The organism is Brevibacillus borstelensis, from assembly GCF_037834415.1.
In the GTDB taxonomy this organism is placed as follows: domain Bacteria; phylum Bacillota; class Bacilli; order Brevibacillales; family Brevibacillaceae; genus Brevibacillus; species Brevibacillus borstelensis_A.
In genome coordinates, this window is record NZ_JAUMSJ010000026.1 from 19,250 (window position 1) to 32,458 (window position 13,209).

Consider the following 13,209-nt stretch of genomic DNA (forward strand, 5'->3'; position numbering starts at 1 on the left):
TTTTTAAAATAGGTAAGCTGTAAATGACTCTTTTCGACCATACTTGTCCCTTTTAAACAGCCTAATTGTTTGCTGAAGATATTCCATACTCTTTTTGTCGAAGCAACCGCAAAAACGGCGATGTTTTTTGTACAACGAAGCGACGTGGACTTGAATAGCTCCACGCCCAAGGAGGTTTCCCAACCATGTTAAAAATCGGATCGCATGTTTCGTTTTCCGGCAAAGGGCTGCTGAATGCAGCCGAAGAAGCCGCCACCTACGGTTCGAGCACGTTCATGATCTATACAGGGGCACCGCAAAATACGCGGCGCAAACCGATAGAAGAGCAGTTTATCGAAGAAGGCAAAGCAGTGATGGACAAAAACGGCATTGAAGAGATCGTCGTCCATGCGCCCTACATTATCAATCTGGGCTCGTATAAGGATGACACGTACGAGCTGGCTGTCCGCTTTTTGCAGGAGGAAATCCGGCGGACGAACTACCTCGGCGTGAAAAATATCGTGCTTCATCCGGGAGCTTACACCGACAAGGACGCCGAATACGGCATCGCCCGCATCGCGGAAGGGCTGAATGAAGTTTTGAACGGCGTCAAGGACACTGACGTAAAAATCGCCCTGGAGACGATGGCCGGCAAAGGAACGGAGATCGGCCGCAGCTTCGAGGAAATCGCGGCGATCATCGACAAGGTGGGAGACAACCACAGGCTGAGCGTTTGCATGGATACATGCCATATTCACGATGCGGGCTACGATATCGTCAACGATTTCGACGGTGTCCTTGACGAGTTCGACCGGATCATCGGGCTGGACCGTCTGGCGGTTGTCCACCTCAACGACAGCAAAAATTTCCGGGGAGCCCGCAAAGACCGGCACGCACCGATAGGCGCGGGAATGATCGGCTTCGATGCGATGAAGTACATCGTCGATCACGATAAAATCCGCCATTTGCCGCTCGTACTGGAAACGCCGTGGATCGGAAAAGAAAAAGGCAAGGAGCGCCCCATGTACGAAGCGGAGATTGCCCTTTTGCGAGGCGATGTGAAAGGCAGACTCGGCGACGAATTTCTCGACCATGTGGAGCGTCTGGATTTCTTCTTCCGCAAACAGGCGGAGGTCGATCACGATTACGTCGTCCATACATGGAAGCTGCTCAAGGAGGACGCCAAAGCGAAAAAAGCGGATGGCCGCGAACCGCTGGAACGTCTGTACGATATGGTCGCGGAAGCCAGACTTTTTACCGATCTGAGTGAAGAGCAGATCAATCACAGGCTGATCGCCTGGTTCGCCAGCAAACACATCATGTAGGAACTGAAAAAATGAACAAAAAAGGGTTCCCTTTCCTCGAGGGAACCCTTTTTCCTTTTTCCCTGTTCCTTGTTCCTTGTACTCCCGTGCTTTAACCTTTTCCTACCCCGCCTGCTCCGCCATACTGCCCCCGGCGGCAAATTGACTGTTGTACAATTCGGCGTAAAATCCGCCCGCCCGCAGCAGCTCCTCGTGGTTGCCCTGTTCAATGACGCTGCCGTTGTTCATGACGAGAATCAAGTCTGCGTCGCGGATCGTCGAGAGCCGATGGGCAATGACAAAGCTCGTTCGCCCTTCCATCAGACGACTCATCGCTTTCTGGATGAGCAGCTCGGTCCGCGTGTCGACGCTGCTCGTCGCTTCATCCAGAATGAGAATGGCGGGATCGGCCAGAAACGCCCGGGCAATCGTCAAGAGCTGCTTTTGGCCTTGTGAAATGTTCGACGCCTCTTCGTTCAGGATCGTGTCGTATCCGTCCGGCAGCGTCCTGACGAAATGATCGGCGTGGGCCGCCTGCGCCGCCTGCAGCACTTCGTCATCTGTCGCCCCGGCCCGGCCGTACGTGATATTGTCCCGGATCGAGCCGTTGAACAGCCACGTATCCTGGAGCACCATGCCGAACAAGCTGCGCAGCTCGCCCCGCGGCAGCTCCCGGATGTCCCGGCCGTCAATCGTGATCCTGCCTTCCCCGATCTCATAAAACCGCATGAGCAGATTGACAAGCGTCGTCTTGCCCGCCCCGGTCGGGCCGACGATCGCGACCGTCATGCCCGGCTTCACATCGATATTCATATTCCGGATGAGCGGCTCCTCTTCCTTGTAGCCAAAGGAGACGTGCTCAAACCGCACATGCCCTTGAGGCGCGAAGGTCCCGGCCGCTGAAACAGGTTCTGCGGACTCTTCCGGTTCGTCGAGAATTTCAAATACCCGTTCGGCGGCGGCCAGAGTCGACTGGATCACGTTGGCGATATTCGCCGTCTGGGTGATCGGCTGGGAGAATTGCTGGGCGTATTGAATGAACGCCTGCACATCCCCGATCCTGATGCTGCCCCGGGTGACGAGCACGCCGCCGACCACACAGACGAGCACAAAGCCGATATTGGAGACGAGCATCATCAGCGGCATCATGATGCCGGAGATAAACTGGGCCTTCCAGGCGGACTGGTACAGCCGCTCATTGATTGTGTCAAACTTTTCGACAGCGCTTTGTTCCCGGCCGAACGCCTTCACGATCTTATGCCCGGTGTACATTTCCTCTACATGGCTGTTCAATTCTCCAAGCGCCTGCTGCTGCCCCTTGAAATGCGGCCGCGAGCGGGAGGCGATGGCTCTGATCACGACGAAGCTGAGCGGCAGCGTCAGTATCAGGATGAGCGTCATCAGCGGGCTGATGGTCAGCATCATCACAATGACGCCGATCAGCGTAATGATCGAGGTGATCATCTGCGTCAAGCTCTGCTGAAGCGTGCCGCTGATCGTATCCACGTCGTTGACGGCCCGGCTCATAATTTCTCCGTGCGTCCGGGCATCGAAGTATTTCAGCGGAAGACGGGCCAGCTTCTCATCTACTTCCTTGCGCAGCGTATACACCGTCTTCTGGGCTACGCCAGCCATCAGATACTGCTGGATATACGCAAATGCCGAAGAGGCGATATACAGCCCGATCAGGACCATAATGATTTGCCAGACGTAGGCGAAATCAATCGCAGCGCCAGGAACGCCGTTTACCTTCGCCATGAAGCCTTCAAAAAGCTTCGTCGTCGCATTGCCAAGCAGCTTTGGACTGACGATGCCAAATACGGTGCTGAGTGCTGCAGTCAGCAGTACAGCTGCCAGCTTCATGCGGTACGGCTTCAAATAACCGAGAAGCCGCCGCAGGGTGCCTTTGAAATCCTTTGCTTTCTGCCCCGGCATGGGCAGCATGCCAGGTCCTCCGAAGCCCATCGGGCCTTTGTGGCCGCCCGGTCCCGGACCAGGTCCAGACCCTGGCCCTGAAGCACCCGGAGACATGCCGCGCTTTTCCTCGCTCATGCGATCTCCTCCTCCGTCTGCTGAGATGTGACGATCTCCCGGTAGACACCGCATGTTTCCATCAGCTCCGCATGGGTACCGATGCCTGCTATGGCGCCTTCCTCCAGCACGATGATCTGATCGGCATCGATGACCGTGCCGACCCGCTGGGCAACGATGATCACCGTCGCAGCCTGCGTTTCATTTTTCAAGGCCGCCCGCAGTCTGGCGTCTGTTTTGTAGTCGAGCGCGGAGAAGCTGTCGTCAAACACGTACACGTCCGGCTTGCGGATGAGCGCCCTGGCGATGGAAAGCCGCTGCTTTTGTCCGCCCGACACGTTCATTCCGCCCTGCGCGATGACCGATTCGAATCCGTCCTTCATCCCCGTGATAAACTCGGAAGCCTGAGCGATTTCAGCTGCACGGCGGAGCTCCTCGTCGGTCGCGTCTTCTTTTCCGTAGCGGATATTATCCGCTATCGTCCCGCTGAACAGCAGCGCCTTTTGCGGAACGAACCCGATCTGGGCCCGGAGCGCCTCCTGGGACAGCTCCCGGACATCGACTCCGCCGACGCGAATGCTGCCGCTCTCCACATCGTAGAAACGGGGGATCAGGCTGACGAGTGTCGTCTTCCCCGATCCCGTTCCGCCGATGATCGCGGTCACTTGGCCGGGCGGAGCCTCGAAGGAAATTCCGGAAAGCGCCGACTTTTCCGCACCGGGGTAACGAAACGACACCTGGTCGAACACAACGCTGGCCGGTCCATGAGCCGCCACTTTCGCGCTGCCTCTGTCGACAATGACCGGATCTGTTTGCAGCACCTCCCGGATGCGGGCCGCCGAAGCGGAAGCACGGGGGAGCATGTTGAACATCATGGAAGCCATCATCAGCGAGAACAGGATTTGCATCGCATACTGCAAAAACGCCATCAAATCCCCTACTTGGATATGCCCCTCGCTGATGCGCAAGCCCCCGAACCAAATGATCGCGATCGAGGTGACATTCATCAGCAGCATCATGACAGGCATGATGGCCGCCATGATCTGAGCTGCCTTGATCGAGGTGGCAGTCAGATCCTCGTTGGCCACATCGAACCGCTCCCGCTCGTGGTCTGTCCGGTTGAAAGCGCGGACGACGCGGATGCCCGTCAAATATTCGCGCAGGACGAGATTCAGTTTGTCGATCTTCGTCTGCATCGCTTTGAAATACGGGATTCCCTTCGATCCGATCAGGTAAATCGCCAAGGCCAAAACGGGAATCACGGCGATAATGACAAGCGACAGCTTGGCGTCTTTGGAAACCGCCATGATAATCCCGCCGATGCACATCATCGGAGCCATGACCATCATTCTCAGCATCATGATCAGCACCTGCTGGAGCTGCGTGATGTCATTGGTCGTCCGGGTGATCAGCGAGGAGGTGCCGAGCTTGTCGAACTCCTGCAGCGAGAAACGCTCGACATGGCTGAAAACGCTGCTTCGAAGCCGCATCCCGAAGCCGGATGCCGTCCGCGAAGCCAAATAGCTGGCACCGACGGAGAGCGCGGCTCCTGCCGCGGAGACGAGCAGCATCAGCCCGCCGATTTTCAAAATGTAAGGCGTGTTTTCTTTGACGACGCCTTCGTTGACGATATCCGACATCAGCGTCGGAAGATACAGATTCGCAATCGATTGAAGCAGCACAAATACCATCGTCCAGACGATCATGGACCGGTAAGGCCGCAAATAACGCATTAATGTTCGCAAGATAACCACCCTCCGGTGCAGATTGGACCTCGGCTAAAGAGCTTGAACAGGGCGAAGCATCAAGGCGCAGGAAAGCGCCGCGCCGTCGATTTCCGTTTCCATAAGCTTCTTGACTTCCTCCAGGCTACGGCCTTGCTTCAACAGCTCATCGCTCCGCTGACGCAAATGCGCCATGCCATGCATCATCGCCCCCCAGAACTGGTCCGTGAGCAGCTCTGGAGACATGCGGCGGATTTCTCCCGCATCCATTCCCTTCCGCAGCGTGTCGACCATGACTTTCAAATTGTTGTCTCTCCAGAGCAGTCCTTTGATTTCCTCTTTGCTGAACAGCTCGCGCAAATCGTGGCGCATCCGGAAAAAGAACAGCACATGGTCGGATCGTTCAAACAAGTTGTTGAACATGATACCGGCAAATTGCTGGCACAGTTCTACCGCTGACCCCTCCTGCGAGAAATGGGTGCGGGTGTGGACATTGGACAGGCGGAACATATCCAGAAAAAGATCGCGAAACAGCGACAGCTTGTCTTTGTAGTAGTAATAGACAAGTCCTCTGGCAACGCCGGCCCGCTCCGCGACGTCTCCGATGTCAGCCGCGGCATACCCCTTTTCCACATAGACGCTCAGTGCGCCCTTCAGGATCGCTTGCTTGCGCCGGGCGCGGATTTCTTCGTTTTGTTCTTTCGTCCGAGGCACGGTTGGTTCACCGCCTTTTTGATTGACTTTATTGTCAGTCAAAAATATAGACCTTTGTCAGTCTCCTGTCAATATTCAAACTGCAATATTTCTCTTTGGTATTTGTTACAGGCAGAACCGGGCTTCATCCGAGAAGGCGGGGGCGAAAAAAACAAAAAGCCAGGCCGTCTTAAATGACAGCCTGGTCTGTCCTGGGGCAGTTTGCGATTCACGATGCAACTCCTGGAAGCCTGGGAGCATCGAACTCATTTCCGTTTTGCTCCCGGCGCTTTCCCTTCGGTTCCCCCGGCCAGACCCGGGCATTCACGATTCCATCCGAAATACCGGTCCTCTGGGTACAAAGGGAAGATTTTTTCCTTTTGGCAAAATGAAGGCGTGGCTCCGGGCGATCCGGATGCGGTCGCACTCGCCGTCGGTAATGACGAGAATAGGTCCGTCCGGGGGAAAGTCGGGAGCATTTTGCAGCAGATCGATTCCCGGCTGTAAAACCGTTCCGCCCCTGCCCTTTACCCGGACGCGTTCGGCTATATCGTCGGGAGAGAGATACCCTGCATCGTAGGCTGCGGCGTCGCAGAAAACGACGCGGGCATACGGGACATCCCGCGACTGGCTGTAGCTGGCGATCGCCCCCAGCGCTTTGCCCAGCAGCTTGGCGTCCATCGAGCTCGACGTGTCCAAGACAACCCCGAATGTGCGGCCAGCCTGGTCCGATTCTTTGCAGCTCCACGCCGGCCGCGGAATGTCCGGCGTAGACATCTGCCGCCTGCTGACGCGTGCGTAAGTCCGGCTCTTTTCCAAAAGGGGAAAGTGCTCGTCAAACCAGCGCGCCAGTTGAACATCCCAGGGGATCGGCGGCTGTCCCAGGGCGCGAATTTCTTCCACCAGCCCGGCCGGAAGGAGACCGCGTCCCCTCTCCTGGTGATAGACAAGCCCCTGCGTCAAAGCGTTGCGGTAAAAGTCATCCAGGGTCGTTCCCTGATTGGCGTCCCAGAAGCGGGGGTCTGACTTGTCCAGTATATCGCCCATGCCGATCCCTCTTAGCGTAAACAGCTTGCGGTAGGTTCGCAGGTCGGAAACGATCCGGTCGTAGATGGCTTCCGCAGACATCCCCCGCAGCTCTGGGTCCAGCAGTACGCCGACTTGCGGCAGCTGCCCCACGTTCATTTCGGCCAGCCATTGATTGATCACGTAGTCGCAGCTTACATTCCAATAGTACGGGTCACGCCCCATGCAGCGCTCATGATGCCTCAGTCCCGCGTGGAGAAGCTCGTGCCCCATGACAAAAATAGCCTCTTCCCGGTCAAGACCGGCCGCCGGATTCATGTAGATTTCGCCTGCGACCACGTCGATCGCGGCGATGGATATTTGCAGCCGCTGACAGAGCTGCGCGTCCTCGATAATCGAGAAATGACTCGCCAGCGATGCGAGCAGCGGATAGTGATTGATAAACCACTGCCTCGCCTCCTGCGCAGGGGACAGCCGGGCGGTCCGGTCATCCAATGCCTGGACGTATCCGCCCGCCACGCTGACGGCCGATTGCACGGCATTGGACAACCCCGTGCCAAACAGCGCTTCCCAGCTGACTCCACGAGAATAGCTGCTCCTGTCCGGCTTGCCGGAAAAAAGCAGGTCCGGCTGCCTGTCCCCTCCGGTCCCCCATCCGGCAAACCGCTCGGGGACTCCTTCCTCGCAAAAACGCCGGTACAGCTCCTCCTCGCTCCTGACGGAGTGCTCCAGCTCGCCAGCCCACGCCATCGGAGGCTTCCCGAGCTTCATGCTGGACAGAAAGGCAGCGATGTAGACATCGCACGCGATATTCCAGAGCGCCGGCTTTTCTTTCTCGACAAAATGACCAAACCCGAGGTGCAGCAGGTTATGGGCCAGCACGTAAATCCACTCCTGAACGTCCTGTCTTCGCGTAGGGTGTACGTGGATTACTCCGTTTTTGCTCACGACAGCCCATCCGTTGTCTGGACACTTGCTCCGTTTGTCCCTCATCAGAGAGACGCGGGCCATCAGCGGCGAAAACATCGGGTGACGCTCCAAATAGCTGACCGCTTCCACATAAGCGGCGAGGGCGGGGTCCAGCTCCGGCTTGTTTCGTTTCGCCATCTCAGCTGTCCCTTCTCTCCGCAGCCAATCGCGGCAGATCGCGAACCACTTCCACCACAAACCACGAAGGAAGCGCATTCCCCTCCTCGTGCTTGGCCACGGCCATTTGCGCCATCTCCAGCGAGATCATGCTGAGCTCCTTGAGCAGCGCCTTGGCCCGGTGGGCAAACCGCTTGTGCTGTTCCGTTACCTGCGACTTGTCGGCGGGCAGCTCTTTTCTGATCTGGGCCCGGAACGAGTCGGCGAGGAAGTAGAGAACATCCCGATCCTCCGGAGCGCTCGGAAATGAAGCTTCTCCTTCCAGTATCCGGTTCAACTGATACTTGCCCTGAATGTTTTTGTGGAAAGCCTGAAACTGCACTGCATGCTGGGGCGTCAAGGAGCCCCGCGCCAAAATTCCTACCGTTTCGTTGTCGATCGATTCGCCGTATTCGTACAAAATGTCCGAGAGCATGTGCCAGGATCTGGGCGTGGAAAAGGGCTCCTCCGTTTTCGGCGGCTGCGACCAGAGATAATCGGGACGCACCTCCAGAAATTGCAGCACGTACGGATGGATGCCGTTGTCGTATGCCCAGCTCATCCACTCCTGGTACGACACGTGCAGCTGGACGTGAAACATGCGATTGATCAGGGCGGAGGACATCGGCTTGACGATGGCGTTGTCCTGCGCCCGGTTTCCCGCTCCGATGACGATGGAGCCCGCCGGGAGCTGGTAATCCCCGACTCTTTGCTCGTGGATCAGACTGTAGAAGGAATTCTGGACTTCCTGCGAGCATGCGTTCAATTCGTCCAAAAACAGGCAGTACGGCTCTTCCCGCGCGATCAGCCCAGGCGGACAAAAGCGGCTTTTCCCCTCCACGATTTGCGGTACCCCGATAATGTCCTCCGGGGCAAGCTGGCTGCCCAGCAAGGAGACGCACGGAAGCCCGACCTGCCGGGCAAAGGATTGAACAAGCGACGACTTGCCGATCCCCGGAGCTCCCCAGATAAACACGGGCCGGGCAACGGCGACATGAAGCAATACATCCAACAGTTTTGTTTGTGTTACGTGAATTCCTACATTCATTCGTATTCCTTTCTTTTTCTCATCATGATTTTCTAGTATCATCCTCGCTTTTCTGCCTTTTTGACTATTGGCGCACGTCACACCACTAAATATTTCCCATTCTAATCCAGCTCAGGGATCCAAAGCAACCAAAATCTCTGGACCGTTGTAACGATCCTTTTTTTTCCACGTCGAATCAAAAAAGGGGGTATAGAGATGAGAAAACAAATCATGGCAGGAGCCTTGGTGCTGGTCGCCTTATCGGCTGCCGGATGCAGCTCGGGAGAACAACAGGCAGTTGCTCCAGGCAAGATGGCTGGCGGCAGCGTCGAGAGTAAGGCACAGCTGGGAGCTCGAAATGAAGCAGAGCCGGCGGCAGCCAGCACCGCTTCGGACAGGGCGGTCAGCAAAAGAGCTGCCCCGGCGCCGGCAGGCTCTCCGAACGGCATGCATTTCAAGTATTACGGCACCAACCCTGCCGTCGATACGGCCGAAGACCACTTGTCCACCTTTGCTGCCGATGTCGATACCGGTTCCTATTCCGTCATGCGCAATTACGTCACGCGAGGTTCTCTTCCGCCCGCTGATGCGGTCCGCGTCGAAGAGTTCATCAATTATTTTCCGCTCTCCTACGAGCCACCCTCCAAGGATGCGTTCGCCATCCATACGGACGGAGGCCCCTCGCCTTTTCGGCCGGGATACGACCTGCTCCGCGTCGGGATCAAAGGCAAGGAAATCGCCGCCACAAACCGGAAGCCGGCCCACCTCGTCTTCGTCATCGATATTTCCGGGTCCATGAACCAGGAAAACCGGCTGGAGCTGGTCAAGAAAAGCCTCCGCGTCCTGGTTGATCAGCTGGAGGAAAAAGACAAGGTCGGCATTGTCGTCTACGGCTCCAAAGGCAGAAAGCTGCTGGAGCCGACGTCTGCCGACAACAAGGCGGCGATCATCGAGTCGCTCGACTACCTTTTGCCGGAAGGCTCCACCAACGCCGAGGAAGGGCTGCGGCTTGGCTACGAAATGGCGGCCCAGGCCTTTTCCCCTGAGGGGATCAACCGGGTCATTCTCTGCTCGGACGGGGTGGCCAATGTGGGGCAAACCACCGCGGAAGGCATTCTCTCCGCGATCGAGCGCTACGCCGGAGAAGGAATCACGCTCAGCACATTCGGCTTTGGCATGGGCAACTACAACGATGTGCTGATGGAGCAGCTGGCCGACAAGGGCGACGGAACCTACTCGTACATCGATACGTTCTCAGAGGCGCGGCGCGTTTTCACCGAGGCTTTGACCGGGACGCTTCAGACCATTGCCCACGATGTAAAAATTCAAGTGGAATTTGATCCGAAGGCAGTGGAAACGTACCGGCTGCTCGGCTATGAGAACCGGGACGTGGCGGATGAGGATTTCCGCAATGACCGCGTCGACGGCGGGGAAATCGGAGCCGGCCATACGGTGACAGCCCTTTACGAGATCAAGCGAAAGAGCTCAGAAGCCGAAAAGCTGGGCACGGTCCGTGTAAGGTATAAAGACGAGAAGACATCGCAGGCAAAAGAAGTGGCAGAGCCGCTGGCAATCGGGAAAACGTTGGAAAAAGAAGTCCAGTTTCTCGCCTCGGCAGCGGAGTTCGCCGAAATCCTGCGCGGCAGCGAGTGGGCAAAGGAGAGCTCTTTGAAGAAGGTAGCCGATCTGGCGGAAAAAACGGCCTCGGGCGAGCAGCAGCTGGAATTTGTCCGTCTGGTTAAGGATGCGCTGGCCCTTCGCGGAAACTAGCTTTGCAAAAACAAAATGAGAAAGGCACCGGTAGCTTTGGCCGTCGGTGCCTTTTTCCCTATTTCCTTCGACCGGTATTTCTTATACCGGCGGGTTTTGACTTGCAGGAGGATTTTGATTGTTGTCATCATTTGGAGGCTGTTGATCAGTCGGCGCTTGTTGTTGTTCTGCCGAAGCATCGGCCTGCTTTTTCTTTTTGCCGGTCAGGAATCTCCACAATGCGCCGACAGCAACTACGATCAGGACCCAGCCCTTTTTCAAAAAGAGCAGCAGACCCGCGAGAATCCCAACTTTCTTTGCGATCGCGACGCCCAATCCGCCCAGGACAAGTCCGGTCAGACCATACTCTGCCACTTTATCTGTCGATTCATTGAAATCTTCGTACCGATTGCCTTCTTTTAGTTTAAAAGTAGGAATGATTTCATCGTGCAGCTTCTTTTTATCGCGTTGCAAATTGCTTGGATCGGAAATCAGCAGGAAGGAAACAAAGCCTTGGCGCGTCAGAACCTGAACGTTGTAGTTGATCAAAGGGTTCTTCTGGTAGTCCTCGCCGAGCATGGACCACTCCAGCGTGTGGGTTTTCTCATCGTAGAACGGCTTTACATCCCAGCCGATGACGTGCAGCTGTTCTTCCGGCTTTCTCTCCTTGTTCGCTGCTTCCGTACCTTCCTTGTAGCTGTCCAGAATGGCATCGGCGTCAATGTTGTTCTTTTCCTCATCCTTGATATGCCCTACCTCTTCGTACTCCATGACGACGATCCATTCCTCGTTTTCATTCTGAGGAAAGATGCTGCCGATTTCATGTTCGGTGGGAATGTTGCCGATTTGCTTTTGCAGCTTGATCGTGTCTTCTCCATTCAGAAAGACAAAATCCTTGCCCAGATCCAAAGTACCAAGACCTGATCCGACCTCGACGGATTTTCCGCCCTCGACCCAGTTCAGCTCCGGCTCAGCACTTGCTGCGGCGACGACCCCAAACGTCATGGCAACGCTTAGTAAACAAGACAGGATGTTTTTTTTCTTCATTTTCTAATCCCTTTCTCTCTCTATCATCTCTTTGTAAAAAAAAACGAACCTCCACATCGTACCATACAGATTTATACAGGGAAAATCATGCAATTCTCCCAAAAAGAAAAACGAGCTCAGATTTTCTAGACCTTTTTTACCGTGTCTTTCCTCCCATTCCCCAACAAATGGAGGAGTGTCAGAATGGACAAGACCTAAAAAGGCTACGCTATCAAAAAATGCGCAAATCGGGAGCGATACGCCATGGATCTACGTACCGGAACCTTTTACTGGCCGACCAGGATTTCTCATCCCCCTTCCTATCCCGCCCTGGATTCCGACATTTCCTGTGACGTCCTGATTATCGGTGCAGGGATCACTGGCGCCCAATGCGGCTACTATCTGCGTGAGTTGGGGCGGGACGTCGTGATCGTGGAAAAAGGCAGAGCCGGGTACGGCAGCACTTGCACAAATACGGCGGTATTGCAATACGCCGGGGATAAAATGGCCCACGAGCTGGTGGACAGCTTCGGGGAAACCAACGCCATCCGTCACTTGAAGCTGTGCCGGGAAGCTATTGACGAAATAGAAACGGCTGTCGGGAAAATCAGCCGGGATACAGAATTTGTCCGTCGGGACAGCTTGTACTACGCAAGCGCGATGGAGGATGTCGCCAAGCTCGAAAAAGATTTCGCCCTCCTCTCCCGGCACGGCTTTTCGCTTGAGCTTCTCACGGAAAGGCAGATCAGGCAGCGCTATCCCTTCTCCAAGCATGCGGCCCTCTACATTGGCCGCGACGCGGAGATAAATCCATATGCGTTTACGCTGGGGCTGCTGGAAACAGCCCATGCCAGAGGCGTCCGCATCTATGAGAACACCAGAGTGGCAGGCAAACAGCCGGAAAAGGACGGAACCACTCTCATTCTTACAGACCGGGGGAAACAGATCAGGGCACGTATTGTGATCGTTGCTGCGGGTTGTGAGAGCCTTGAATTCCGGCGTGAAAAAAACGCCTCGGTCATCAGCTCCTACGCCGTCATTTCGACCCCCGTTGACGATTTGTCCATATGGGCCAACCGGACGTTGATTTGGGAAACAGCCCGCCCCTACGTATACATGCGAACGACGAAGGATAACCGCGTGATCATCGGCGGCCTTGACGAAAAAACTGCATCCGCAAACAAGCGAGACTCCATGCTGCTTCAGAAGAGGGAACAGCTGATCAGCAAGTTCAACGAGCTCTTTCCGGGCCTCAATATCAAGCCCGCCTACCACCTTGCCGGGTTTTACGGGGGGACACATGACGGACTTCCCATGATCGGCATGTACGAGGATTACCCAGGCTGGTACTTTTTGTTTTCCTACGGGGACAGCGGTATTGTCTACAGCATGCTGCTGTCCAAAATATTGCGGGACGTAATGGCTAGCGGCTCCCATCCTGACCTTGGGCTGTACCTTCAGGAACGTCCCGCAGTACGGATTCAGCCGGTCGTCTGATCGCTCATTTACGGCTCTTGGCCAGTCC

9 protein-coding genes are annotated in these 13,209 nt (G+C 55.9%); 3 read left to right on the forward strand and 6 right to left on the reverse strand.

Annotated features, from left to right (window positions below):
* Positions 1 to 185: 185 nt before the first annotated feature.
* Entirely contained in the window at positions 186 to 1,304 is a 1,119-nt protein-coding gene (locus tag Q3F21_RS18670; RefSeq protein ID WP_340256435.1) for a deoxyribonuclease IV, read from the forward strand.
* 102 nt (positions 1,305 to 1,406) lie between these two features.
* On the opposite strand, the gene Q3F21_RS18675 is transcribed toward Q3F21_RS18670, so the two are convergent.
* The 5 genes from Q3F21_RS18675 to Q3F21_RS18695 form a co-directional block, all read right to left on the reverse strand.
* Positions 1,407 to 3,335 (reverse strand): ABC transporter ATP-binding protein, encoded by a 1,929-nt coding sequence (locus Q3F21_RS18675; protein ID WP_425341279.1) that lies wholly within the window; start codon positions 3,333 to 3,335, stop codon positions 1,407 to 1,409.
* The gene (locus Q3F21_RS18680) at positions 3,332 to 5,059 is read right to left on the reverse strand and encodes an ABC transporter ATP-binding protein (RefSeq protein WP_340256438.1); all 1,728 of its coding nucleotides are present in this window, start codon (positions 5,057 to 5,059) and stop codon (positions 3,332 to 3,334) included. The genes Q3F21_RS18675 and Q3F21_RS18680 overlap by 4 nt, the downstream gene beginning before the upstream one ends.
* Positions 5,060 to 5,092: 33 nt before the next feature.
* On the reverse strand, positions 5,093 to 5,752 hold the full coding sequence (locus tag Q3F21_RS18685; RefSeq protein ID WP_340256441.1) for a TetR/AcrR family transcriptional regulator: 660 nt from the start codon (positions 5,750 to 5,752) through the stop codon (positions 5,093 to 5,095).
* Between the two features lie 303 nt (positions 5,753 to 6,055).
* On the reverse strand, positions 6,056 to 7,864 hold the full coding sequence (locus Q3F21_RS18690) for a vWA domain-containing protein (protein ID WP_340256444.1): 1,809 nt from the start codon (positions 7,862 to 7,864) through the stop codon (positions 6,056 to 6,058).
* Position 7,865: 1 nt separating this feature from the next.
* Complete coding sequence (locus tag Q3F21_RS18695; RefSeq protein ID WP_340256447.1) at positions 7,866 to 8,930, reverse strand: AAA family ATPase; 1,065 nt, start codon at positions 8,928 to 8,930, stop codon at positions 7,866 to 7,868.
* A gap of 195 nt (positions 8,931 to 9,125) precedes the next feature.
* Between Q3F21_RS18695 and Q3F21_RS18700 the strand changes: the two genes are divergently transcribed.
* The gene (locus Q3F21_RS18700) at positions 9,126 to 10,679 is read left to right on the forward strand and encodes a vWA domain-containing protein (protein WP_340256450.1); all 1,554 of its coding nucleotides are present in this window, start codon (positions 9,126 to 9,128) and stop codon (positions 10,677 to 10,679) included.
* Positions 10,680 to 10,760: 81 nt separating this feature from the next.
* Here the strand turns inward: Q3F21_RS18700 and Q3F21_RS18705 are convergent, their stop codons facing one another.
* Entirely contained in the window at positions 10,761 to 11,705 is a 945-nt protein-coding gene (locus Q3F21_RS18705) for a DUF2167 domain-containing protein (protein ID WP_340256453.1), read from the reverse strand.
* 243 nt (positions 11,706 to 11,948) lie between these two features.
* On the opposite strand from Q3F21_RS18705, the gene Q3F21_RS18710 reads away from it, so the two are divergent.
* The gene (locus Q3F21_RS18710) at positions 11,949 to 13,181 is read left to right on the forward strand and encodes an NAD(P)/FAD-dependent oxidoreductase (RefSeq protein ID WP_340256456.1); all 1,233 of its coding nucleotides are present in this window, start codon (positions 11,949 to 11,951) and stop codon (positions 13,179 to 13,181) included.
* The last annotated feature ends 28 nt before the right edge of the window (positions 13,182 to 13,209 follow it).

What these genes read in the sequence shown, in the direction of transcription:
- Q3F21_RS18670 (WP_340256435.1), top strand. Translation starts at nt 186, where the DNA reads ATGTTAAAAATCGGATCGCATGTTTCGTTTTCCGGCAAAGGGCTGCTG.
- Q3F21_RS18675 (WP_425341279.1), bottom strand. Translation starts at nt 3,335, where the DNA reads ATGAGCGAGGAAAAGCGCGGCATGTCTCCGGGTGCTTCAGGGCCAGGG.
- Q3F21_RS18690 (WP_340256444.1), bottom strand. Translation starts at nt 7,864, where the DNA reads ATGGCGAAACGAAACAAGCCGGAGCTGGACCCCGCCCTCGCCGCTTAT.
- Q3F21_RS18695 (WP_340256447.1), bottom strand. Translation starts at nt 8,930, where the DNA reads ATGAATGTAGGAATTCACGTAACACAAACAAAACTGTTGGATGTATTG.
- Q3F21_RS18700 (WP_340256450.1), top strand. Translation starts at nt 9,126, where the DNA reads ATGAGAAAACAAATCATGGCAGGAGCCTTGGTGCTGGTCGCCTTATCG.
- Q3F21_RS18705 (WP_340256453.1), bottom strand. Translation starts at nt 11,705, where the DNA reads ATGAAGAAAAAAAACATCCTGTCTTGTTTACTAAGCGTTGCCATGACG.
- Q3F21_RS18710 (WP_340256456.1), top strand. Translation starts at nt 11,949, where the DNA reads ATGGATCTACGTACCGGAACCTTTTACTGGCCGACCAGGATTTCTCAT.